23 protein-coding genes, 1 riboswitch and 1 other annotated feature are annotated in these 22,655 nt (G+C 44.1%); of the genes, 14 read left to right on the forward strand and 9 right to left on the reverse strand.

The window, feature by feature from the left end:
• Positions 1 to 261: 261 nt before the first annotated feature.
• A complete protein-coding gene (locus L1D60_RS20565; RefSeq protein ID WP_239842729.1) occupies positions 262 to 672 on the reverse strand; it encodes an H-NS family nucleoid-associated regulatory protein in 411 nt (136 codons plus the stop codon).
• Between the two features lie 365 nt (positions 673 to 1,037).
• Positions 1,038 to 1,215: riboswitch (Lysine riboswitch) on the forward strand.
• A 115-nt stretch (positions 1,216 to 1,330) separates the two neighbouring features.
• Here L1D60_RS20565 and L1D60_RS20570 point away from each other — a divergent pair.
• From L1D60_RS20570 to hisIE, 9 genes are all read left to right on the forward strand, one after another.
• Positions 1,331 to 2,923, forward strand: a complete 1,593-nt coding sequence (locus L1D60_RS20570) for a Na+/H+ antiporter NhaC family protein (protein ID WP_239842730.1) — start codon at positions 1,331 to 1,333, stop codon at positions 2,921 to 2,923.
• Between the two features lie 187 nt (positions 2,924 to 3,110).
• Positions 3,111 to 3,247: a sequence feature (His leader region), on the forward strand.
• Positions 3,248 to 3,300: 53 nt separating this feature from the next.
• Complete coding sequence (gene hisG / locus L1D60_RS20575; protein ID WP_239842731.1) at positions 3,301 to 4,197, forward strand: ATP phosphoribosyltransferase; 897 nt, start codon at positions 3,301 to 3,303, stop codon at positions 4,195 to 4,197.
• Entirely contained in the window at positions 4,197 to 5,501 is a 1,305-nt protein-coding gene (gene hisD, locus L1D60_RS20580) for a histidinol dehydrogenase (RefSeq protein ID WP_239842803.1), read from the forward strand. The genes hisG and hisD overlap by 1 nt, the downstream gene beginning before the upstream one ends.
• A gap of 22 nt (positions 5,502 to 5,523) precedes the next feature.
• A complete protein-coding gene (gene hisC, locus L1D60_RS20585) occupies positions 5,524 to 6,564 on the forward strand; it encodes a histidinol-phosphate transaminase (RefSeq protein WP_239842732.1) in 1,041 nt (346 codons plus the stop codon).
• 92 nt (positions 6,565 to 6,656) lie between these two features.
• Entirely contained in the window at positions 6,657 to 7,745 is a 1,089-nt protein-coding gene (gene hisB, locus L1D60_RS20590; RefSeq protein WP_239842733.1) for a bifunctional histidinol-phosphatase/imidazoleglycerol-phosphate dehydratase HisB, read from the forward strand.
• 9 nt (positions 7,746 to 7,754) lie between these two features.
• Entirely contained in the window at positions 7,755 to 8,369 is a 615-nt protein-coding gene (gene hisH / locus L1D60_RS20595) for an imidazole glycerol phosphate synthase subunit HisH (protein WP_239842734.1), read from the forward strand.
• A gap of 42 nt (positions 8,370 to 8,411) precedes the next feature.
• Positions 8,412 to 9,149: a 1-(5-phosphoribosyl)-5-[(5-phosphoribosylamino)methylideneamino]imidazole-4-carboxamide isomerase gene (hisA, locus tag L1D60_RS20600; protein WP_032552104.1), complete on the forward strand. Its 738-nt coding sequence runs from the start codon at positions 8,412 to 8,414 to the stop codon at positions 9,147 to 9,149.
• The gene (hisF, locus tag L1D60_RS20605) at positions 9,131 to 9,904 is read left to right on the forward strand and encodes an imidazole glycerol phosphate synthase subunit HisF (protein WP_032552105.1); all 774 of its coding nucleotides are present in this window, start codon (positions 9,131 to 9,133) and stop codon (positions 9,902 to 9,904) included. Before hisA ends, hisF begins: the two co-directional genes overlap by 19 nt.
• The gene (gene hisIE, locus L1D60_RS20610) at positions 9,901 to 10,536 is read left to right on the forward strand and encodes a bifunctional phosphoribosyl-AMP cyclohydrolase/phosphoribosyl-ATP diphosphatase HisIE (protein WP_239842735.1); all 636 of its coding nucleotides are present in this window, start codon (positions 9,901 to 9,903) and stop codon (positions 10,534 to 10,536) included. The genes hisF and hisIE overlap by 4 nt, the downstream gene beginning before the upstream one ends.
• Before the next feature lie 171 nt (positions 10,537 to 10,707).
• On the opposite strand, the gene L1D60_RS20615 is transcribed toward hisIE, so the two are convergent.
• From L1D60_RS20615 to L1D60_RS20630, 4 genes are all read right to left on the reverse strand, one after another.
• Entirely contained in the window at positions 10,708 to 11,217 is a 510-nt protein-coding gene (locus L1D60_RS20615; protein ID WP_239842736.1) for a YchJ family protein, read from the reverse strand.
• A gap of 100 nt (positions 11,218 to 11,317) precedes the next feature.
• The gene (locus L1D60_RS20620; protein ID WP_239842737.1) at positions 11,318 to 12,535 is read right to left on the reverse strand and encodes an EAL domain-containing protein; all 1,218 of its coding nucleotides are present in this window, start codon (positions 12,533 to 12,535) and stop codon (positions 11,318 to 11,320) included.
• Positions 12,536 to 12,651: 116 nt separating this feature from the next.
• Positions 12,652 to 13,395, reverse strand: coding sequence for a UDP-2,3-diacylglucosamine diphosphatase (gene lpxH / locus L1D60_RS20625; RefSeq protein ID WP_239842738.1), 744 nt, complete (start codon positions 13,393 to 13,395; stop codon positions 12,652 to 12,654).
• Between the two features lie 79 nt (positions 13,396 to 13,474).
• Positions 13,475 to 13,969, reverse strand: a complete 495-nt coding sequence (locus L1D60_RS20630; RefSeq protein ID WP_032552110.1) for a peptidylprolyl isomerase — start codon at positions 13,967 to 13,969, stop codon at positions 13,475 to 13,477.
• Positions 13,970 to 14,160: 191 nt separating this feature from the next.
• On the opposite strand from L1D60_RS20630, the gene cysS reads away from it, so the two are divergent.
• Entirely contained in the window at positions 14,161 to 15,543 is a 1,383-nt protein-coding gene (gene cysS / locus L1D60_RS20635) for a cysteine--tRNA ligase (protein WP_239842739.1), read from the forward strand.
• Positions 15,544 to 15,639: 96 nt separating this feature from the next.
• Positions 15,640 to 16,218 carry a thymidine kinase gene (locus L1D60_RS20640; RefSeq protein ID WP_239842740.1) on the forward strand — a complete coding sequence of 193 codons (579 nt, stop codon included), beginning with the start codon at positions 15,640 to 15,642 and terminating at the stop codon, positions 16,216 to 16,218.
• Between the two features lie 98 nt (positions 16,219 to 16,316).
• Here L1D60_RS20640 and L1D60_RS20645 read toward each other — a convergent pair whose 3' ends face one another.
• The 3 genes from L1D60_RS20645 to L1D60_RS20655 all read right to left on the reverse strand — a co-directional run bounded on the left by L1D60_RS20645 (position 16,317) and on the right by L1D60_RS20655 (position 18,180).
• Complete coding sequence (locus L1D60_RS20645; protein WP_275665776.1) at positions 16,317 to 16,961, reverse strand: YdcF family protein; 645 nt, start codon at positions 16,959 to 16,961, stop codon at positions 16,317 to 16,319.
• Positions 16,945 to 17,787 (reverse strand): NAD-dependent epimerase/dehydratase family protein, encoded by an 843-nt coding sequence (locus L1D60_RS20650; RefSeq protein WP_239842742.1) that lies wholly within the window; start codon positions 17,785 to 17,787, stop codon positions 16,945 to 16,947. Before L1D60_RS20650 ends, L1D60_RS20645 begins: the two co-directional genes overlap by 17 nt.
• 162 nt (positions 17,788 to 17,949) lie before the next feature.
• Complete coding sequence (locus L1D60_RS20655) at positions 17,950 to 18,180, reverse strand: TIGR02647 family protein (RefSeq protein ID WP_239842743.1); 231 nt, start codon at positions 18,178 to 18,180, stop codon at positions 17,950 to 17,952.
• Positions 18,181 to 18,440: 260 nt separating this feature from the next.
• Between L1D60_RS20655 and L1D60_RS20660 the strand changes: the two genes are divergently transcribed.
• Positions 18,441 to 19,748: an ATPase gene (locus L1D60_RS20660; protein WP_239842744.1), complete on the forward strand. Its 1,308-nt coding sequence runs from the start codon at positions 18,441 to 18,443 to the stop codon at positions 19,746 to 19,748.
• Between the two features lie 362 nt (positions 19,749 to 20,110).
• Entirely contained in the window at positions 20,111 to 20,953 is an 843-nt protein-coding gene (focA, locus tag L1D60_RS20665; protein WP_239842745.1) for a formate transporter FocA, read from the forward strand.
• A 284-nt stretch (positions 20,954 to 21,237) separates the two neighbouring features.
• Here the strand turns inward: focA and L1D60_RS20670 are convergent, their stop codons facing one another.
• The gene (locus tag L1D60_RS20670; protein ID WP_239842746.1) at positions 21,238 to 22,032 is read right to left on the reverse strand and encodes an ABC transporter permease; all 795 of its coding nucleotides are present in this window, start codon (positions 22,030 to 22,032) and stop codon (positions 21,238 to 21,240) included.
• Between the two features lie 437 nt (positions 22,033 to 22,469).
• On the opposite strand from L1D60_RS20670, the gene torE reads away from it, so the two are divergent.
• A complete protein-coding gene (gene torE, locus L1D60_RS20675) occupies positions 22,470 to 22,652 on the forward strand; it encodes a trimethylamine N-oxide reductase system protein TorE (protein ID WP_032552119.1) in 183 nt (60 codons plus the stop codon).
• Positions 22,653 to 22,655 lie beyond the last annotated feature (3 nt).

Here is a 22,655-nt window from a genome sequence, read left to right on the forward strand (position 1 = left end):
GGTGTAAAACAAAAGTACGTAGCCTTGTGTTTGATGAATAGCTTGGTTAAAAAATACAGTTAACAACGGTAGGTGATGCACCTAGCTTTGAGTGTTTATTCCAAAGAGATTTGGTTTGGTTGTGGCTGTGTTTAGCTAAAGGAAAGGCAGTGATGGTATCGACACTGTTTAAGAGGGAAAAGTTAAAAGAGTAGTTTGATGCAGATAAAAATAAAGGCCTATCGAAATAGGCCTTTATTATATGAATTTGATTGCTAATTATTAGATAGCGAAATCTTCTAGAGATTTACCAGCATCAAGTTGCTGTTGGATAGCAGAAGGCGTACGACCTTGACCAGTCCAAGTTTTCTCTTCGCCGTTTCCATCAACGTATTTGTATTTAGCAGGGCGTGGAGCACGCTTAGATTTAGTGCCTTTTGCTTTTGACTCGCCAGAAAGAGCAGCAATTAGATCTGCAACGTCAATGCCGTCTTTAGCAATTTGATCTGCGATTGCAGCTAGCTTAGCTTCTTGTTCTGCACGAGCAGCACGTTCTTCAGCTTCAGCTTCTTGACGCTCTTGTACAACAATAGTCAGTTTGTCTAGTGCTTCTTCTAGTTGCTCAAGAGTTAATTCACGTGAGAATGCACGAAGGCTACGGATATTTAATAGAGTTTTTGTTAATTCAGACATGATATTTCCCATCAAGATAAATTAATTAATCCTCCTAATAATAAACAGAGGTATAAAAGAAAACAAACAGTATTTTTTATCGGAACTTATTTAAATATTGAAAAAGAGAGGGAACTTTCAGAAAAACCGATGAGTAGGTAAGTTTAAGATATAATAATTGTAGTGCTACTCTATAAATGTGATATGTGACTAGTGGAGTAGGCGTGGCTATGTTGTGAGCACCTTGATTACTTTACTAACAAAAAAGTCATTTTTCTCGGGATGATATGTTGCATTGTTGCTTTTGTTGAGTACAATTGCGGCTACCTGATGCGCTACGCTGGTTAAATTGTTGTTAAATTAAACTAACAATAGTTAAAAGTGTTATCGCACGTAGAGGTGCAATTGCAAAGAGTAACTCTCATTGGGGTGATGCCAATGAATGGGAGCAAAAGGTGTAATTGCCGAAGTAAATTGTATATCTAAGCAATTTGCTGGGGTTGTGCTAAATAGGTACAACACTGCCATAGTCTTAATTTTAAACTATGGAGCGCTACTGTAGGGTTGGGTGAAGTGTTCACTTCCCTTTCGCTTAGTTCAACATGAGCTTGGTCACCTGTACCGAGTTTGTCTGCAGTAGATCTCTAGCCAAATAAAAATAAACTGGTTTTTGAAGATCATGAATTTAATAGATTTTGCAACATCGCCTTTATCATTGCTCCCGCCGCTTGTGGCATTGAGCCTTGCTATTGTGACTCGTCGTGTTTTAGTTTCTCTTGGTGTCGGTATTGTAATGGGCGCTATCCTACTGGCTGACTATTCAGTTGGTAATGCAGCGAGCTATGTTGTTACTAAGGTATCGGGTGTTTTCATTGAAGACGGCGGTATTAACACTTGGAACATGAGTATTGTCGCGTTCCTTCTTCTATTGGGTATGATGACGGCGCTGCTAACGCTATCTGGTGGTACTCGAGCGTTTGCTGAATGGGCACAGTCTCGTGTTAAGAGCAAACGTGGTTCTAAACTATTGGCTGCATTCCTAGGTGTATTCATCTTCGTTGATGACTATTTCAATAGCCTAGCCGTTGGTGCGATTTCTCGCCCTGTAACAGACCGTTTCTACGTATCTCGCGCTAAGCTTGCTTATATCCTAGACTCAACCGCTGCGCCAATGTGTGTGATCATGCCGGCATCAAGCTGGGGTGCATACATCATGACTATTATTGGTGGCATTCTTGTGACTCATGGTATGACCGAGTACTCGGCACTGGGCGCATACATCCGTCTTATCCCAATGAACTTCTACGCAGTGTTTGCACTACTTATGGTATTTGCAGTGGCGTGGTTTGGTCTTGATGTAGGCAAAATGCGTGACCATGAGATTGAAGCGTCTCAAGGCCGTGGTTTTGAAGGTGATAATGACAGCCAACAAGCTCACGACCTAAATGAAGAGCTAGACATTGAAGAGAGCCAAAATGGTTCAGTGTCTGACCTAATCATGCCTATCGTATCGCTTATCGTGGCGACAGTAGCTGCAATGCTTTACACAGGTGGTGCAGCACTGGCAGCAGACGGCCAAGCGTTTAACTTACTTGGTGCATTTGAAAATACAGATGTAGGTAAGTCGCTTGTTTACGGTGGCATCCTAGGCCTACTTGTTGCTCTAGCAACCGTGGTTAAGCAAAAACTTCCAGTTGTAGAAATTGTTCGCACTATGTGGATTGGTGCTCGTTCAATGTTTGGTGCAATTCTGATCCTAGTGTTCGCATGGACAATCGGTTCAGTTATTGGCGACATGAAAACGGGTACATACCTATCTTCTCTAGCAACGGGCAACATTGATTACCACTGGCTACCTGTGATCCTATTCTTGCTTGCAGGCCTAATGGCGTTCTCTACAGGCACATCATGGGGTACGTTCGGTATCATGCTACCAATCGCAGGTGACATGGCTGGCGCGACCGACCTTGCACTTATGCTACCAATGTTGAGTGCGGTACTAGCGGGTTCTGTATTTGGTGATCACTGTTCCCCAATCTCAGATACAACGATCCTGTCTTCAACAGGTGCTCGTTGTAACCACATCGACCACGTAGCAACACAGCTTCCTTACGCGCTGTCTGTGGCTCTAGTATCGTGTGTAGGCTTCATCGTTCTGGGTATGACGGCTTCTGTCGCGCTTTCATTCTCAGCGGCGGCACTGACATTCGTTGGCGTGTGTTTCGCACTGGGTTACTTCTCGCGCTGCAAAATGGCAACGTGCAAGAGCTAATCAGTGAAATTACAAGAATTAAGAGGGAAGCTACGGCTTCCCTTTTTTATTGGCGTTAAATTAATTTTAAAAATCGTGAAAAAAGTTCGAATAAATGGTTGAAAAAGACCATCACCTTGGTTAGTGTGGAGATAAGACAGCAAACAACATAAGAGCTGATAAGTATGCGTAAATTAGTAATGAACATTCATCACCATCATCACCCTATCTAGTCTTTCGGGGAGATATACGCGTACCCGGGAGCAAGATTACTCCCGGAGGTTAAGTCAAAAGAATTTAGATTTAAACCCTCGGGATGACAAAGTCTTCCGAGGGTTTTTTAGTTTTAGCGCTTTAAATTATTAAATAAATTCAAATATTTGCACAGGGATACAGCAATGCAGACACAACGCCTAAGAATCGCAATTCAAAAGAAAGGTCGCCTAAGTAAAGAGTGCCAAGACCTCCTAAAAAAATGTGGTGTTAAGTTCAACATCATGGGTGAGCGCCTAGTTGTACATTCACTAAATATGCCAATCGACCTATTACTGGTTCGTGATGATGACATCCCAGGTTTGATCATGGACGGTGTCGTTGACCTTGGTTTTATCGGTGAAAATGAACTAGAAGAAGTTCGTCTAGATCGCCTTGCTCTTAAAGAGCCTGCAGAGTTCCAAACACTGCGTCGTCTTGATTTCGGTGGTTGCCGTTTATCTATCGCAATCAACAAAGACGAAGAGTACAACGGACCGCAAGACCTAGCAGGTAAGCGCATCGCAACCACTTACCCTCAACTTCTAAAAGCTTACATGGATGAGCAAGGTGTTGACTTTAGCACTTGTATGCTAACAGGTTCGGTAGAAGTGGCTCCTCGTGCTGGACTAGCCGATGCGATTGCTGACCTAGTTTCGACTGGCGCAACATTAGAAGCAAACGGTCTAAAAGAAGCTGAAATCATTTTCCAATCTAAAGCGACGCTAATTCAACGTACTGGTGAATTTGACGCAGACAAGACGGCACTGATTGAAAAGCTACTTACTCGTATGCAAGGCGTACAGCAGGCAAAAGAGTCTAAGTACATCATGCTACACGCTCCCACGTCTCAGCTTGAACAGATCAAAGCACTGCTGCCTGGCGCTGAAGATCCAACGGTTCTACCACTTTCTACAGACAAAGATAAAGTTGCTGTACACCTAGTAAGTACAGAGAACTTGTTCTGGGAAACGATGGAACAACTGAAAGAACTAGGTGCGAGTTCAATCCTAGTACTACCAATCGAAAAGATGATGGGGTAATCCGCATGAGAACCGTTGTTTGGCAATCTTTAAGTGAATCTCAGCAAGATTCTGTACTAGAGCGTCCTGCGATCAGTGAGGGCGCAAACATCACCGCGGCTGTTTCTGAGGTTATCGCCAAAGTGCGAAGTGAGGGCGATGCTGCGCTGACTGAACTGACCGAAAAGTTTGACCGAGTGACACCAAAATCTATTCGCGTTTCAGCGGGTGAGATTGAAGAAGCGAGTGCTCGTTTAACGCCTGAGATGAAGCAAGCGCTAGAGCAGGCTTACAATAACATCGCTAAGTTTCACGAAGCACAAAAGCCACAACCGATTAAGGTTGAGACTCAACCTGGCGTCGTATGTGAGCAAGTGACTCGTGCTATCAATACGGTAGGTCTTTATATTCCGGGTGGCAGCGCGCCACTTCCGTCAACGGTTCTAATGCTAGGTGTTCCAGCTCAGATAGCAGGTTGCCGCAAAGTCGTGCTTTGTTCACCTCCACCTATTGCTGATGAGATTCTATACGTCGCTAAGCTTTGCAAAATTGATGAAGTTTATAATGTTGGTGGCGGCCAAGCGGTTGCAGCGATGGCTTATGGTACAGAGACGGTCTCAAAGGTTGATAAGATCTTTGGTCCGGGTAACGCTTATGTAACAGAAGCAAAACGCCAGGTGAGCAACGACTTCCGTGGCGCAGCGATCGATATGCCAGCTGGGCCTTCTGAAGTACTGGTTATCGCAGACGAAACAGCCGATGCCGATTTCATTGCGGCTGATTTGCTGAGCCAAGCCGAACACGGACCTGATTCTCAAGTGGTATTGGTAACACCATCACCAGTGATTGCAGACCAAGTAACGGAAGCGGTGCAAAAACAGCTTAAAGAGCTGTCTCGTGCAGATATCGCGCAGCAGGCGTTGGCATCTAGTCTAATTATTATTGCTGAGTCGATTACCCAAGCGGTTGCTATCTCGAACTTCTATGGTCCAGAGCACCTAATTGTTCAGACCAAGAGCCCACGTGAACTTCTGCCTCTGCTTGATAATGCAGGTTCTATTTTCTTAGGTGACTGGTCACCAGAGTCTGCGGGTGACTACGCGTCGGGTACTAACCACGTTCTGCCTACTTACGGTTACACCAAAACCTACTCTAGCTTAGGCTTGGCTGATTTCTCTAAAAGAATGACCGTTCAAGAGCTATCTGCAGATGGTTTGAAAGGCCTAGCACCAACGGTGGTTACGATGGCTGAAGCTGAAGGGCTTGATGCACACAAACGTGCTGTAACCATCCGAGTTGAAAAACTAAGTCGTGCCGAAGCATAGAATTAAAGAGAGTAAGTTGTTCATGGAAAAGCTAGCAAGAAAACAAGTTCAAGCCCTCACTCCTTATTTGTCCGCGAGACGAATCGGTGGTTCTGGTGATGTGTGGCTAAATGCCAATGAATCTCCATTTGATAACGAGTACACGCTTAATCTTGCACGTCTCAATCGTTACAGTGAGTGCCAACCAAAAGAGATGATTGAAGCATATGCCGAATATGCAGGTGTCAAAGCTGAACAAACAATAACAACTCGTGGTGCTGATGAAGGTATTGAACTGCTTATCCGTGCTTTTTGTGAGCCGAGTGAAGACGCAATTCTTTACTGTCCGCCGACCTATGGCATGTACGCTATCAGTGCTGAAACCATCGGTGTCGAGCGTAAGGTGGTGCCACTAACTTCGGATTGGCAATTGGATCTCGACGCCATCGAAGCTCAGCTTGATAACGTTAAGGTTGTGTTTGTATGTAGCCCGAACAATCCAACTGGTAACCTGGTTGAGCGTAAAGACATCATAAAGCTGCTTGAGATGACTCAAGACAAGGCTGTTGTGGTGATGGATGAAGCGTATATCGATTTTTGTCCTGAGGCGTCAACGGTCGACCTGCTTGAGCAGTACCCAAACCTAGCGATCCTAAGAACACTATCGAAAGCTTTTGCGTTGGCAGGTCTGCGTTGTGGCTTCACTTTGGCAAACAAAGAGCTCATCGATGTACTGCTTAAAGTGATCGCACCTTACCCAGTGCCAGTTCCTGTCGCTGAGATTGCGACTCAAGCGCTGTCACAAGAAGGCTTAGCGCGTGCGAAGTTCCAAGTGTTGGATCTGAATGCCAACCGTGCCTATTTACAAGCAGGACTGATGGGAATGCCACAACTGACGGTATTTGATGGTTGGGGTAACTACCTGTTAGTGAAATTCCCTGATGGTGATGCATTGTTCAAAGCGGCATGGGACAACGGCATTATTCTGCGTAATTCGCCAATTGAAGATTGCGTTCGAATCAGTGTTGGTAATCGAGAAGAGTGCGAAAAGACACTTGGCTTTATTCGAAACTTTTACCAATAGAGAACTGCTATTTATTACGCTAAGTAACTAGATTGATTTGGCTTAGACGTCATTATCTAAGCCACAAGATTTAAATTTAAAAGGAAGTTCCAGTGAGTAAACAACAGAAAATATTATTTATCGACCGTGATGGCACCTTAATTGTTGAGCCACCTGTCGATTTTCAAGTTGACCGTTTAGATAAACTAAAATTTGAACCGCTTGTCATTCCAAGCCTGCTTGCACTGCAAGATGCGGGCTATCGCCTAGTGATGGTTACAAACCAAGATGGTTTAGGTACTGATAGCTACCCACAGGCAGATTTCGATGCACCACACAACATGATGATGGACTTCTTCGAGTCTCAAGGCGTTAAGTTTGATGACGTGCTGATTTGCCCTCACTTTGACGAAGACAACTGCTCTTGTCGTAAACCTAAACTAGGTATGGTTAAAGAGTATCTGCAAGGTGGTAAAGTCGATTTCCAAAACTCTGTTGTGATTGGCGACCGTGTTACTGACCTACAACTGGCTGAAAACATGGCCATTCGTGGTATCCAGTACAATCCTGATCCAAATGCTGAAGGCATGATGAACTGGCCTCAGATCTTAAAAGATCTAACAGTGAAAGCGCGCGTTGCAGAAGTGGTTCGCACAACCAAAGAGACTGACATTAAAGTTGCTGTAAACCTTGATGAAACGGGCGGCAATAAAATCGAAACAGGTATGGGCTTCTTCGACCACATGCTGGATCAAATCGCGACACACGGCGGATTCCAGATGAATCTATCGGTGAAAGGTGATCTACACATCGACGACCACCACACAGTTGAAGACACAGCGCTAGCACTTGGCCAAGCACTAAAAGATGCGTTAGGTGATAAGCGTGGCATTGGCCGATTTGGCTTTAGCTTGCCAATGGATGAATGCCTAGCTCAGTGTGCTCTCGATCTTTCTGGTCGTCCTTACCTGAAATTCGATGCTAAGTTCAGTCGTGAACAAGTCGGCGATCTTTCAACTGAAATGGTGGTTCACTTCTTCCGTTCATTAACCGATACGTTAGCGTGTACGCTGCACCTATCATCTGCAGGTGATAACGATCACCACATCATTGAGAGCTTGTTTAAAGCATTCGGTCGTACTTTGCGCCAAGCAATTAAGGTTGAAGGCAATGAGTTACCAAGCAGCAAAGGTGTACTGTAAGGAATGAACATGAAAGAGCAGAAAGTCGTCATCATCGATACTGGCTGTGCCAATGTTTCGTCGGTTAAGTTTGCCATTGAACGTCTGGGTTATGCCGTCGAGATTTCTAAAAATCCTGCGGTAGTACTGGCTGCGGACAAACTGTTTTTGCCGGGAGTTGGTACGGCAAGCGAAGCGATGAAAAATCTTGCTGAGCGTGATCTGATTTCACTGGTTAAACAGGTAGAAAAGCCGCTGCTTGGTATATGTCTGGGTATGCAGCTTCTAGGCAAGCTTTCGCAAGAGAAAGGCCAAAAAGCTGATGAGTTAGTTGAATGTTTGGGTTTATGTGAAGGTGAAGTTCGCTTAATGGATACCGGTGATTTACCGCTTCCTCACATGGGGTGGAATACTGTGAAATCAGTACCGGAGCACCCTCTGTTTAAAGACATTGAAGAGGGCGAGTATTTCTACTTCGTACATAGCTTCGCAATGCCGGTAGGGGATTACACCATCGCACAATGTGAGTATGGAAATCCATTTACCGCGGCTGTTCAAAGCGGTAATTACTATGGTGTTCAGTTCCACCCAGAGCGTTCATCAAAAGCTGGTTCTAAGCTGATTCAGAATTTCTTGGAATTGTAATAAAGGATTGGGCGGCGAGTCGCTGCCATAAAAGGAATGTACATGATTATTCCCGCGTTAGATTTAATTGAAGGCCAAGTTGTTCGCTTATTCCAAGGGGACTATGGCCAAGTAACAGAATACAAAGTTGACCCAGCTGAGCAGTTTAATTTATACCACCAAGCGGGTGCCAATTGGCTTCACCTAGTTGATCTTACTGGTGCTAAAGATACAACAGCGCGCCAGCTAGACCTGATCGCTAAGCTACTTGCTAGCACGCCAGCCAACATTCAGATTGGCGGTGGCGTTCGTAATGAACAAGACGTTGTCGATCTTCTTGAAGCTGGTGCCCAGCGCGTTGTCGTTGGCTCAACAGCAGTAAAACAACCTGAGCTGGTTAAAGGTTGGATGGAAAAGTACGGCGCTGAAAAAATCGTACTTGCTCTGGACATCAATATTGATGAAAACGGCACTCGTAAAGTGGCGATTTCTGGTTGGCAAGAAGATTCAGGTGTGACAATTGAAGCACTGATTGAAGACTACTTAACCGTAGGTCTGAAACACGTGCTATGTACTGATATTTCACGTGATGGAACGTTAGAAGGCTCCAACGTAGAGCTTTACGTTGACCTATGTAAGCAATATCCACAGGTTCAATTTCAATCATCAGGTGGCATCGGCAGCTTGGCAGATATTGAAGCCTTGAAAGGCAGCGGCGTGGCTGGCGTTATCGTTGGTAGAGCACTTCTAGATGGCAAGTTCACCGCAGAGGAGGCATTTGCATGCTGGCAAAGCGAATAATCCCTTGTTTAGACGTCCGTGATGGACAAGTAGTAAAAGGCGTTCAGTTCCGTAATCACGAGATCATTGGTGATATTGTCCCGCTGGCACAACGTTATGCGGAAGAGGGTGCCGACGAACTGGTTTTCTACGATATTACGGCATCAAGCGATGGCCGTGTTGTCGATAAGAGCTGGGTAAAGCGTGTCGCTGAAGTGATTGATATTCCATTCTGTGTAGCGGGTGGTATTAAGTCGGCAGAAGACGCGGCTCGTATCCTCGAATTTGGTGCGGACAAGGTATCCATTAACTCTCCTGCACTTGCTAACCCTCAACTGATTACAGACCTTGCTGATAAGTTTGGTGTGCAGTGTATCGTTGTCGGTATCGACTCTTACTACGATAAAGAGACGGGTAAATATCAGGTCTACCAATTCACTGGTGACGAAGCGCGTACCAAGGCGACTCAATGGGAAACCAAAGATTGGGTGCAAGAAGTGCAAAAGCGCGGCGCTGGTGAAATTGTATTGAACATGATGAACCAAGACGGCGTGCGCAACGGTTATGACTTAGAGCAACTCAATATGGTGCGTGAAGTATGTAAAGTACCGTTGATTGCATCAGGTGGTGCAGGCGCAATGGAGCACTTTGCCGAAGCTTACAACAAGACAAATGTGGATGGAGCACTAGCTGCGTCTGTATTCCACAAACAAGTCATCAATATTGGTGAATTGAAGCAATATCTAAAACAACAAGGTGTAGAGGTGCGTCTATGAGTTTTGCAGCGACAGAAGTAAACACGCTAGCTGAACGTATCAATTGGGATAAAGTCGACGGTCTCGTTCCTGCGATTGTACAAGATTTCCAGTCAAGCCAAGTGCTGATGATGGGTTATATGAACCAGGATGCGCTAACCAAGACAGGTGAAACGGGTCAAGTGACTTTTTTCTCTCGTACCAAAGAGCGCCTTTGGACCAAGGGTGAGACTTCAGGAAATGTTCTGCAATTGGTGAATATGTCACTGGATTGCGATAACGATACCTTACTGGTAAAAGTGAACCCAATTGGTCCTACGTGTCATCTAGGTACGACAACTTGTTGGGACTCTGACCCGCAAGAAGAATCTCAGATGGTGTGGCTTCATCAACTTGAGCAGCTACTGGCTGCCCGCAAGGATTCAGACCCTGAATCTTCTTACACTGCCAGCCTATATGCCCGTGGCACCAAGCGTATTTCGCAAAAAGTTGGTGAAGAGGGCGTTGAAGTCGCGCTTGCGGCGACGTCGGGCGATAAGGCGGAATTAGTTTGCGAATCTGCGGATTTGATGTACCACCTAATGGTTCTGCTTCAAGACCAAGGTCTATCGATGAACGATGTGGTGAATAAGCTAAAAGAGCGCCATAAGTAATCTATCTTTCGGATACCTTTAGGTAAATAAAAGCCCCGTAAACATAGCGTTTACGGGGCTTTTTTAGCGTTCTATCCTATGTGTCTCTCTTACATTTAGGCCTCGTCATTCCGAGGAGCCTAAGCGACATCAGGAATCTCTTCTTCTAATCTGACTTCCTATACGTACGAGTTAACCGCAGCACTTTTTGTACTTTTTGCCGCTGCCACAAATACACGGGTCGTTACGACCGATCTTAAAGCTTTCGACGGTTTGGTTGAGGCGAGGGTCTATCTCTGGCTCTGCTTGGTGTTGTTCAGGGAATTCACCATCAATATAAAACCACAAGCCATTTTCACGTACAAAACGCGAACGTTCTTGCATGCAATATTGTGCGCCGTCTTCATTGAAATATGCCTTAAACTCAACAAAACCCTCGTTGTCGTGAGAGCCTTGAGCAGTATCAATAACTTCTAGACCTGCCCAGTCACTATTAATTGACTCAGCAATACCTTCACGTTGCTCCTCTGCATGGCAGCTTGGATGATAAGTATTGACGACATAGTCAACTAAACCGAGCACATGGGCGCTGTATCTCGAACGCATCAATTGCTCTGGAGTGGTAACGTTATGATGATCTTGATGTGCAACTTCACAACATGTGGCGTAGCTCTGCTTGCTACCGCATGGGCATTGAGACATTAATTTTATCCTATAAAAATGGCCTCAATTGAGAGGCCATAAATGTTGTCTGCATGTACATTATCGCTAGTCTAACAAAACTCCAAGGAGCGATACACCTTTATACCGTCACTGGCGAAAGCAGATCTTGCGCCCAGTTGGTTGCCTCATCATAAGTTTGGCCCAATTGAGCCTCTGTCAGTTTTAATAAGTTTCGAATACGTGTCGCTTCATCCCAGCGTGCCTGCTCATAGGCGACAACCATGGCGAGTACCGCTCCTAGTACGCCCTTTCGGTTTACTAGAGCTTGCTTGATCTCTTCGTCGATAGGTACTGCGTTTAATACTTCTTGCAGAGGTTGGTCGAGTAGGGAATCTAAAAGAGAGAACATACCGGTTAGGAATGCTTGTCCGGGTTCCTCTTTAACGCGCATTTTTTCGATCAGCAGCTCACATTGTCGAGCTCGAATCACTGCTAGTCCATATAGAGAGTCAGGCTTATCTTCTTTAGCCGATGCAATCGCGACCAAAGAGACGAACTTACGCAATTTTTGTTCACCTAGATACACCAGCGCTTGTCGGAACGAACGAATGGTTGTCGTCGCACCGCCGGCAGAGTTTACGTAAGTCAGTAGCTTGTAAGATAAGGTGACGTCTAAGGTTATCAGGCGTTCAACTTCATTGAAGTCGATTGGCTCGTTGGCGATCTCTTTGCACAATTGAATTGTGGTCAAAAATGCAGGGTTCAACGCACGCGTTTGAATCATCTCCGGCTTGCTAAAGAAATAACCTTGGAAGTAACTAAAACCTGCCGCTTTTGCTTGCTCATACTCTTCGTGTGTTTCGACTTTTTCAGCGAGGAATTTAATGTCGAGATCACGCATCGTGCTCATGAACATCGAAGCCTTTGCGATTGGTACAAGTCGGATATCAAACTTAATGATCGAGACGTAAGGGAGGAAGCGTTTCCAAGCCTTGCTCGGTACAAAGTCATCCAGAGCGATGGTATAGCCCGCGTCGTAGATGGTTTTGATAGCCTCTAGCAGCTCATCCGTCGGCTCACAGTCTTCAAGTATCTCAACTACTAAGCTCTCTTTCGGGAAAAGCGTAGGGACAAGATTAACTAAGCTGGCGTATGGGAAATTAACAAAACCGAGCTTGTCCCCGAGCGTATTGTAGTGGGTAGACAAGAAATGGTCAGACAGTAAGCGACTGGTAGCAAGCTCAGGCTCTACTTCTGGAAACGTATTTTTTGGGCCGTCTCTAAAAAGTAACTCGTAACCTATGGTTTTTTTATCAATATCAAGTATTGGCTGGCGTGCTACGTATGAATATTTCACTTAGTATTGCGTTCGGTTTAGTTCTAATAGACTGATGATATCTAATTCTGAGGAAATTACCATATACAATCATAGAAAGTCTGACGCATCATAATAAACCGTATGAAATAGCGGGTTTAGTTATGAAATCGGTTGCTAAACTCTCTCGATTGCAATTCAAATCCTTCTGGTGTTACTACCAAAACAGAACCTTGGGTATACCAATCACCAAGCACGATGCGAGTTTGTTCCTGATTATCAGCATTGGTAAAACGGTGAACGTTAGGTCGGTGCGTATGCCCGTGAATCATCAGGTCTACCTGGTTATCCTTCATCACCTTTTCTACTTCAGATTGGGTAACATCCATGATATCGAGTGACTTTGTCTGCTTATCGTCTTTGATGTCAGATTGTACTTTGGAAACAATCTTCTTTTTAATGAAGAAAGGAATTCGGTTGAACACCCATTGTAGCCATGGCTGGTGGACTTTTTCTCTGAAAGCGAGGTACTTAACATCGTCGGTGCACAGTGTGTCGCCGTGGAGAACGACCGCTTGCTGTCCATAAATGTCTATGACTTCGACTTCGTCGAGTAGCTTAACGCCTGTTTGTTTGGCGAATCGCTTACCGACTAGGAAATCTCTATTCCCTTGTGTGAAGTAACATGGAACACCTTGAGCGACTAAATCGATAAACGCCTGACGAATGGATCGTGCAAAGTCGCTGGTATCATCATCTCCGATCCAGAATTCAAAAAGATCGCCAAGTACATAGAGTGCATCGGCTTCTACCGCTTCATTTTTCATGAACGTAAAGAAGCACTCAGTAATGTCTGGTCGAGAAGGGGTGAGGTGCAGATCTGAGATAAAATATGTTTTCATACCGTTTAAAAAAAGGGAGCGAGCGCTCCCTTGTCCTAATTATTGATGTATCAATGGTGAATACGAATCGAAGGCTAAATTAAGCTTCGATTGTTGTACCAGTGATGATCACTTCTTCTAGTGGTACATCTTGGTGCATACCCATAGAGCCAGTGCTAACACCTTTAATTTGGTTTACTACGTCCATGCCTTCAACAACTTCAGCGAATACACAGTAACCCCAACCGTCTAGGCTTTCGCTACGGAAATCTAGGAATTTGTTGTCGTTAACGTTGATGAAGAACTGAGAGCTTGCAGAATGTGGTTCCATTGTACGAGCCATTGCAAGTGTGCCTACTTTGTTGCTTAGGCCGTTGTTTGCTTCGTTCTTGATAGTTGCGCGAGTTGCTTTTTCTTTAAGGCCAGAAGTCATGCCGCCGCCTTGAATCATGAAACCATCGATAACACGGTGGAATAGTGTGTTGTCGTAGAAACCGTCACGGCAATACTGTAGAAAGTTTGCGCTTGTTTCTGGTGCTTTTTCTTCGTTTAGTTGAACTTTGATGTCACCAAAATTTGTGTGAAGGATGATCATGATTGTTACCTTACTGTCTTTTTTAATATGAAAGGCGATTCTAGCCTAGTTTGATTGAGTTTCAAAATACGAAATCATCAATAGATAACAAGGAGTTTAGCCGATTTGGCAGCGAAAGGTATTACCTAACAACTAATGACTTGTTATACTGCGAGTCTTATTTTGATTAATCCACAATATAGATAGAGATCATGTTGAAGATATATAACACACTCACAAGACAGAAAGAGGAATTCAAACCAATTACAGCTGGCAAAGTCGGCATGTATGTCTGTGGGGTAACCATTTACGATCTCTGTCACATCGGTCATGGCCGTACTTTCGTCTCTTTTGACGTTGTGTCTCGTTACTTACGTTACTTGGGCTATGACCTAACATTTGTTCGTAACATCACTGACATTGATGACAAAATCATCAAGCGTGCAAACGAAAATGGCGAATCTTGTGACTCACTAACAGAGCGCCTAATCGGTGAAATGCACGCGGACTTTGACGCGCTAAACATGAAGCGTCCTGACGTTGAACCTCGCGCAACTGAATTCATTACTGAGATCATTGAGTTGGTTGAGACTCTGATTGCTCGCGGCTTTGCTTACGTGGCAAGCAATGGCGATGTCATGTTCGAGGTTAAGAAGTTTGACGAATACGGTAAGCTATCTAAGCAAGACCTTGATCAGCTTCAGGCTGGTGCTCGTGTTGATATTGAATCAGCAAAACGTAGCCCACTCGATTTCGTACTTTGGAAAATGTCTAAGCCGGGTGAACCTACATGGGAATCACCATGGGGTCCAGGTCGTCCAGGTTGGCACATTGAGTGTTCAGCGATGAACTCTTCAATCCTAGGTAATCATTTCGACATTCATGGCGGCGGTTCTGATCTGCAGTTCCCACACCACGAGAATGAAATCGCGCAATCTTGCTGTGCACATGGTACTGACTATGTAAACACATGGATGCACAGTGGCATGGTGATGGTCGACAAAGAGAAGATGTCTAAATCTCTAGGTAACTTCTTCACGATTCGTGACGTACTTGGTCACTACGATGCGGAAACGGTTCGTTACTTTCTAATGTCTGGCCACTACCGCAGCCAGCTAAATTACAGCGAAGACAACTTGAACCAAGCTCGTTCTGCGCTTGAGCGTCTGTACACATCGTTACGTGGTCTTGACCTAACGGTAGCACCTGCAGGTGGCGAAGAGTATGTGACTCGCTTTACTACTGCGATGAATGACGACTTCAACACACCAGAGGCTTACTCAGTTCTGTTTGACATGGCACGTGAAGTGAACCGTCTGAAGACTGAAAACCTAGAAAAAGCGAGTGAGCTTGGCGCGCTAATGCGTGAACTGGCTGACGTAATTGGTATTCTTCATCAAGATCCTGAAGCATTCCTTCAAGGTGGTGCTGGCGATGACGATGAAGTGGCTGAGATCGAAGGTCTAATCAAACTTCGTAACGATTCTCGTGCTTCTAAAGATTGGGCGAATGCTGACTTGGCACGTGATAAGCTTAATGAGCTAGGTATTATCCTAGAAGACGGTCCAGAAGGTACCACTTGGCGTCGTAAGTAATCTTATAAAAGGGCTGATTTTCAGCCCTTTTTTCTAGCAAAAATTTCTATATTTCCATCTTTTTATATTCACCTTTTATTGAACAGGAATATTTCTGTGGCTCAGATGTATTTTTACTACTCGGCGATGAATGCGGGTAAATCAACAACGCTCTTGCAGTCTTCTTTTAATTATCAAGAGCGGGGCATGACCCCGGTTATCTTTACTGCAGCGTTAGATGATCGTTATGGTGTTGGCAAAGTGAGCTCGCGTATTGGACTCCAGTCGGAAGCGCAGTTGTTCAAGGCAGATACGGATCTGTTCCAAGCGATTGCTGCACTGAATGAAGAAGAGAAACGCCACTGTGTATTGATTGATGAGTGTCAGTTCTTGTCGAAAGAGCAGGTTTACCAGCTTACAGAAGTGGTTGATAAGCTGCATATCCCTGTTCTGTGCTATGGCTTGAGAACGGATTTTCTTGGCGAACTGTTTGAAGGCAGTAAGTACCTACTATCTTGGGCAGATAAGTTGGTTGAACTGAAAACCATTTGTCACTGTGGTCGCAAAGCAAACATGGTGATTCGTACTGACGAACATGGTGTTGCGATTGCAGAAGGGGATCAGGTTGCAATTGGCGGCAACGATAAATACGTTTCTGTGTGTCGTCTGCACTACAAAGAAGCATTGGGTAAGTAATACCAATCTTATAAATAAAAACGGTGGCTATTGAAAAGCCACCGTTTTTTTATGTCTACAGAAATGGATTGTCTAAAGTGATAAAGATGTTTACTTAATCAAGCCTCGAATCCTACCTTCTTGAGTTGTTGGTAGGCCAACTCAACATTATCTGGAATGGGAAGGGCAATTTGGAAACCTAATGTGGGGTATTCCTTTATACGCTCAAAATCAGCGATTAAAGCACCTAACACCATCTCTAAGGGTAGCTCTTCATTGTAGTAGTCCACCCAGTGTAGCCATTGAGAAGTCACGGTGATCTGTGCGTCTTTATCCGGCCATTGCTGTTTGAAGGTTGCGTAGGTTCGTTTCTCCATAAACGGCTTTTGAACTAGGGTCAGTCGTTTAGGAACGTCGCCTTGGCTTTTTAGCAAGTCATAGGTAAAGCGAACGTTCTCTCCGGTGTTGCTTGCCTTCGTTTCCACGATAATTGCTGAGTCGGGAACACCGCAGTCACGAGCTATAGTGGCAAAGGTTTCGGCTTCGCTACGATTGAACTGTCCCTCGGTAAACCGTCCCACGCCACCTGAAAAAACAATATATGGGGCGAGCCCTTGCTTAAAAAGTTCTGCAGCGTACTCAGCGACACGGGTATCGTTGCTACACAAAACAAATATACAGTCGGACTTTGAAAGCGTATCTCCGGTCTTCATGTAGTTCCATAAAGTATCAATGGCTCTGTGCAATTTAGTCATCGAGGGCATCCAAGGTTGAGTTGTATTTGAACGAGAAGCCTAGGCTAAGAATCTTTTCTGATGAGACTCTTTTATCCGGTGTGTCGACAACCGGAGGAAGAGGCTCTTTGCTATTAGCGCTCTTTAAAGCTGCAGCATAGAACTCAGCTTTACTCACGGTATTCGGTGTTGTGACATTAACAACTTGGTTGTGCAGCTGCGTGATTGCAAAATCGACTCCGCGAATGGCATCGTCTAAGTGAAGCATGTTAGCTGGAGCCTGAGAGCTCACTTGTTTTAGCTTGCTGGCAAAACGAGATGGGTGGCGATTGGGTCCAATCAAACCACTAAAGCGCAATATAGTGTAATCGATACCTGAGTCGATGACAGACTGTTCTGCGGTTAGCATTATCTTTGCGTTGTCAGAAAAGGGGTAAGTTGAAGACGAAGATGCGATTGATAGCGATGCATCATTCTCTTCGATAGTTCCGGGCTTCTCTGGATAAACCGTCGTAGAGCTCACCATGATCAGCTTTTTGATATTGGCTTTTTGACTCGCTGCGACTAACTGTTGCCAATGCTTGGCGTAAGCATGCCCTGAGCCTTTTCTAAACCCCGGCGGAAAACTACCAATCACGATCTCGATGTTATTCTCAAGCAGCAGGGAGTAGAGCTTTGAAACGGTGTCTTCAGTTTCACTAAAGCAGAACTCCACCCCATGCATTTGCTGCTGTTCAAGCTCTTCCACACCTTGAGGGCTCGTTTTTGTTGCTACAACGCTGTGTCCATGGCGACCTAAATGATCCGCCAAGGGTGCACCAACCCAACCAGCTCCTAGAACGAGTATAGATGCCATAATTTCCTCACTTCCTTTACCAATGTTCATTGGTGACTTGACCTCAGTTAAGAGTCATAACCTTTTCTTTAAGCCTAACAAACCTTTGTAAAAAAATGAAAAGCCCTTAAATGAAAAAACTCCATTGCCGAAGCGAATGGAGTCTGTATCTGGAATGCGAGCTTATTTTAAAATGCGTAATAGCTTATCTGCACGCTCTGCAGTTTCTATACCCTCATCAGTGAGGTAACCGCCGTCTGGCTGAGTACAAAGGCCTTTGTCGAACAAACGTTGTACTGCTTCTTTCATTTCCGTAGAAGCTTCTTGATGTACTTTAATGCCCGTCGCAGCGCTGCTTACATCGAACTGAAGAAGAAGGTTTAAATCTGCAATGTGTTCAGTGGTGTACTTCATAATTGACCTATAAATTTTAATGTCTTCTGTTTTCACAATAGTGCGCAATGATAATGCAGGCAATAGAAAATCGAGAGAATTGATAAGTGATACCAAATTGGGTGTTTAATCAACGAATAGCTTGGTGTCTCAAACTAAATTGACTGAATTATATTCATTTAAGCTATGGGTGATGTTCATTTCCGGACGCTTGTAATATATTGGACTGACAAAAATCTAATGGCACCGAGATGGTGTGAATTATAAAAAGGAAAATGTCAGTGAGAGCCAAGAAGATAGCATTAGTGGTGGGTATGCTACTGGGTGTTGCTGGGTGTCAAAGCACGCCGGCGGATCAAAGTGGTACGAGCCAAGCAACGAATAAGGATGTTCAAGCGTCCGTTGAAGTACGTTCGTTTGATTCTATTCAAACAACCTACACAGAATGGGAAACTAAGCTAGAAGAGCACTCACAATACGCACTGTATGCACCTGAAAACTACAAAGAGTTGTTAGGTGCGTGGGCAGATGCGCAAGAGATTTATGCAGACATCGCAAAAGACCAAACATTGATCGCAGACAGTTACTCTATCTTCTCAAGCCAAACATATGCGCAGGCGTTTGATGAGAAAATAGAAACGGTGCAATCAAACTATGAAGCGATTCTGGTGCTAAAAGATAAAGCGGACCAAGTGCTGGCAGACTCTATTGCACAAATGGATTACTTGAAGCTATTGGGCGCAGATACGATGTTTAAGTCAAACTACAAGCGTCTGTATTCTGAATACACCGAGTTATTCAACTATGTATTAGTGGATGAGTTGGAAGATGCTCAAGAAGCGCAGGTAGAGTTTTTGAACAATGCGCGTGTACTTGAAGTAAAAGTCGCGCACAAGAAGTACATTGTTCCTCTAAAAGAGAAGCTAGAGCTGCTTGAAGATGAAGACTTCCACGAAGTCGTGCCATTAACTTTTGCTAAAGCAACCTCACAAATTGAACTGGCTGAAAGCAAAGTTAAGGCGACACCACGCGAGAAATCGATCATTCAAGATGCCATTGCTGCCGCAGAATTTGAGCTTAACCACGTACGCAGTGTGGCTCACGAAGTAAAACTGCTCGCAAGCATCAAAGACGACAAGTTCGAACAAGCGGTATTGAATGCTGAAAATCAACTGCTGAATATTTCTAAAGCGGTTAATGAACAAGATTACCGTGATGTGGGACTGCGTCTTCAATCAGAAAAGATTGTTGCTAGCATCAAAAAGTTAAAGAGTTCAGATCTTACTTCAGAGCTTACCCAAGAGATCGAGTCTCTGACGGCAAAACTGGCTAAGTTAGAAACTGAAAATCAACAACAAGCTCAACAGCTCATTGATACCAATAAACAAAGTGAGTTATTGACTGAACAGGTTTCAAAAAGTGATGCACATATCAAGAGTCTTGAAGACTTGGTATCAAGTTTGAAGATGCAGGCAAATGGAGCATCAGCCGAGTCTACTGCTAAGCCTGCCGTTGAAGCAGCGTCTGAACCAGTAACTGAGGCAGCGCAACCAGAGGTTGACGTTATCGCTGAAGTTGAAAACTCGTAGCGACCAACAATTACCGTTATTTCTAATTCAAAAGGCGCCCTCGGGCGCTTTTTTACTTTCTGTTGATCTGCGTCAAAATTTCTCTTTTGGACGACAGCAGATAGAAAGTTAGCGCATAGTGTTCTTGTGTGGTTTTTATTAACTAATTGAATTTTAATGGCTTTGTATAATATTGAGGTTTTTGATTAAGGCGAGGGACGACTTCTGGCTAATCCTAAAGTCGTATGCTTTTCGCCAAATTCTATGTAATTTTTGAATGAGATCTGGATCACGATAATTAGCGTGAAAATTAGCACTTGAAATACAAAATAAAAGAGAGGATTATCGCGCTCCCGACGACATGTTTCAAAATGTAAACAACCATGAACCTAAATCAATTTGACTCATTATTACCGCCTCAAATGGCTGAGCGCGCTGCGGATATCGGCGTAGGTAAAGCAACTAAAGATCCAATCAAATCTTTCCTATTGGCAATCTCTGCTGGCATTCATATTGGTATCGCCTTTGTTTTCTATACCATAGTGACAACAGGAGCAGGGGACTTGCCTTGGGGTATTACTCGTTTGATTGGTGGTCTTGCCTTTAGTTTGGGTCTTATCTTAGTGGTTGTAACCGGTGGTGAACTATTTACCAGTTCAGTGCTTACGCTGGTGGCGAGAGCAAGTGGTAAGATTTCATGGAAAACGTTAATCAAAAACTGGGCGACCGTTTATATCGGCAACCTGATTGGTGCACTGCTGCTGGTCGCTTGTATGCTTTTAACCAAGCAGTACATGTTTGATCATGGCCAGGTTGGTTTGAATGCAATGGCCATTTCTCAGCACAAACTTCACCATGATTTTATTCAAGCCGTAGCCCTTGGCATTATGTGTAACGTGCTGGTCTGTATTGCAGTGTGGATGACATTTAGCGGCCGAACTCTTACTGATAAGATCGCCGTAATGATTCTACCTGTCGCGATGTTTGTTTCAGCAGGTTTTGAACACTGTATTGCGAACATGTTCCAAGTCCCATTAGCGATCGGTATTAAAACTTTTGCACCTGCGGAATTTTGGACCATGACAGGGGCCAATCCAGCAGATTATGTAGACTTAAATATGATGGACTTTTTGGTCAATAACCTACTGCCTGTGACACTAGGTAATATCATCGGTGGTGGTATCTTTGTCGGAATGTGGTATTGGTTGATCTATCTGCGTGATTGATTCTGACTAACTTCAGCACAGTTTCTAACGGCTCACTTCGGTGGGCCGTTTTTAATTGTGGACAAATAACCGAGATAGAGAAAATTCAAAGTTGATTAAAAAATCAACTATTCGGTAACCCGTTTCTATATATCGTTGAAAAGGGGAGAGATGCGGTTAACTTGGGTTGTTGATAAGTTGAATGTGACTGGGTCACCTTTGTTGCATTCGGTTATCCACAGTTTCTGTGGATAACCTGTCTTAAATTCCGTGAGTAACCCTATTTATAAGGATCTAAATGGCGATCAAGTATTATTTTTGATCTTTGCTTTCACTCGCCCTTCTTTGGTTAGCGTCGCTTTTAGTGAAAGTTTCAAAGCGACGGCTAATGAGGTACTCATCATGATGAAGATCGCGAGCATGATCATCAATTGATACTTAATGGCAATCATAGGAGAGGCGCCTCCCAGAATTTGCCCCGTCATCATACCTGGAAGGGTAACGAGCCCTGTGGTCGCCATAGAGGCCATGATTGGGGACATAGCCTTCTGCATCGCATTTCTTACAAACGGGGCTGATGCGTACATTGGAGAGGCTCCCAATGCTATTGCAGCTTCATATTCCGACTTCTGAGTTTCAAACGCACCAAATAAGTTCTGCAACGCCACAATATTACTGCTTAAGCTATTACCGAGTAACATGCCAGCGATAGGGATCAAGTATTGAGCGCCAAACAGTGGGGTCGGTTTGATGATATAGAAGCAGATGAAAAGCACGATAGGGATGCACGTAACGGACAATCCAGTTGCAATGGGTAACAAGAGTAGCTTTCTTGGTAGCTTTGCTTTTTCAACAATCGAACTCGCGCCGATGACGATCATAGTGCTCAACCAAAGAAGGTTAATCCAGATGCTATCGAGCTCAAATAGATACTCAAGATACAAACCCACGAGGAATAGCTGGGTCGCCATTCGAACAATGCTGATACTGGCTTCTCGAGCGAGACCGAGTTTGAAGTGATGATTAATGCCAATGGGAAGAATCAGTAGCGAACTAAAGAGTAATAACTGCCACCATGAGATATCGATAACGTCTTGCATAAAGCTTCCTTATTTAGTCCTCTTATACTATCTGAAACTCCCTTCGAATTCATTTTCTCTCAAAGCGTCCGCAGCGCGTTTTTGTATCAATTATTTAACAAATTTTGCACATAAATCTCGCTGTTTTCGTCTAATTTGGCTACTACTTAGTAGGTAAAACGTTACAATTGGTTACGCAACTGTTGGTTTGTTGTGTAATTTTAACAACTGGTTAATCTACTTAATTCTTCACATTTGTTAATACTTTTTAATATGTTTCTTTAACTGAAAACAACTCTGGATGAGCTCAAAAAAGTATTGATTAGCAAGGGTTAAGAGCGGGGATTTGATTGAACCCTACTTTGAGTATGGTCTAAAATTTGTTGTTAGATACTGATGAACTTTAGCCCCTTAGAATGGGCTTATCGAAATTACTAAATACAAAATAGGCAAAATGTATGAGTGATGTTAATAAAATTGAAACTGGCGAAAAACGCTCGTTGGAGTGGAAGTCATTCCTCTTCATCGCAGTGGTTCTCTTTCCTGTATTGAGTGTTGCTTTTGTAGGCGGCTACGGCTTCTTAGTTTGGGCGCTTCAAGTGTTCGTTTTCGGACCTCCAGGTGCTCACGGCGGCATGTAATGC

Origin of the sequence: Vibrio sp. Isolate30, assembly GCF_022397975.1 — a bacterium.
Classification (GTDB): domain Bacteria; phylum Pseudomonadota; class Gammaproteobacteria; order Enterobacterales; family Vibrionaceae; genus Vibrio; species Vibrio fortis.

Excerpts from the sequence above, each read along its gene's own strand:
- L1D60_RS20565 (WP_239842729.1), bottom strand. The coding sequence starts at position 672 with ATGTCTGAATTAACAAAAACTCTATTAAATATCCGTAGCCTTCGTGCA.
- L1D60_RS20570 (WP_239842730.1), top strand. The coding sequence starts at position 1,331 with ATGAATTTAATAGATTTTGCAACATCGCCTTTATCATTGCTCCCGCCG.
- hisG (WP_239842731.1), top strand. The coding sequence starts at position 3,301 with ATGCAGACACAACGCCTAAGAATCGCAATTCAAAAGAAAGGTCGCCTA.
- hisC (WP_239842732.1), top strand. The coding sequence starts at position 5,524 with ATGGAAAAGCTAGCAAGAAAACAAGTTCAAGCCCTCACTCCTTATTTG.
- hisH (WP_239842734.1), top strand. The coding sequence starts at position 7,755 with ATGAAAGAGCAGAAAGTCGTCATCATCGATACTGGCTGTGCCAATGTT.
- hisA (WP_032552104.1), top strand. The coding sequence starts at position 8,412 with ATGATTATTCCCGCGTTAGATTTAATTGAAGGCCAAGTTGTTCGCTTA.
- hisF (WP_032552105.1), top strand. The coding sequence starts at position 9,131 with ATGCTGGCAAAGCGAATAATCCCTTGTTTAGACGTCCGTGATGGACAA.
- hisIE (WP_239842735.1), top strand. The coding sequence starts at position 9,901 with ATGAGTTTTGCAGCGACAGAAGTAAACACGCTAGCTGAACGTATCAAT.
- L1D60_RS20615 (WP_239842736.1), bottom strand. The coding sequence starts at position 11,217 with ATGTCTCAATGCCCATGCGGTAGCAAGCAGAGCTACGCCACATGTTGT.
- lpxH (WP_239842738.1), bottom strand. The coding sequence starts at position 13,395 with ATGAAAACATATTTTATCTCAGATCTGCACCTCACCCCTTCTCGACCA.
- L1D60_RS20630 (WP_032552110.1), bottom strand. The coding sequence starts at position 13,969 with ATGATCATCCTTCACACAAATTTTGGTGACATCAAAGTTCAACTAAAC.
- cysS (WP_239842739.1), top strand. The coding sequence starts at position 14,161 with ATGTTGAAGATATATAACACACTCACAAGACAGAAAGAGGAATTCAAA.
- L1D60_RS20645 (WP_275665776.1), bottom strand. The coding sequence starts at position 16,961 with ATGCCCTCGATGACTAAATTGCACAGAGCCATTGATACTTTATGGAAC.
- L1D60_RS20650 (WP_239842742.1), bottom strand. The coding sequence starts at position 17,787 with ATGGCATCTATACTCGTTCTAGGAGCTGGTTGGGTTGGTGCACCCTTG.
- L1D60_RS20655 (WP_239842743.1), bottom strand. The coding sequence starts at position 18,180 with ATGAAGTACACCACTGAACACATTGCAGATTTAAACCTTCTTCTTCAG.
- focA (WP_239842745.1), top strand. The coding sequence starts at position 20,111 with ATGAACCTAAATCAATTTGACTCATTATTACCGCCTCAAATGGCTGAG.
- L1D60_RS20670 (WP_239842746.1), bottom strand. The coding sequence starts at position 22,032 with ATGCAAGACGTTATCGATATCTCATGGTGGCAGTTATTACTCTTTAGT.
- torE (WP_032552119.1), top strand. The coding sequence starts at position 22,470 with ATGAGTGATGTTAATAAAATTGAAACTGGCGAAAAACGCTCGTTGGAG.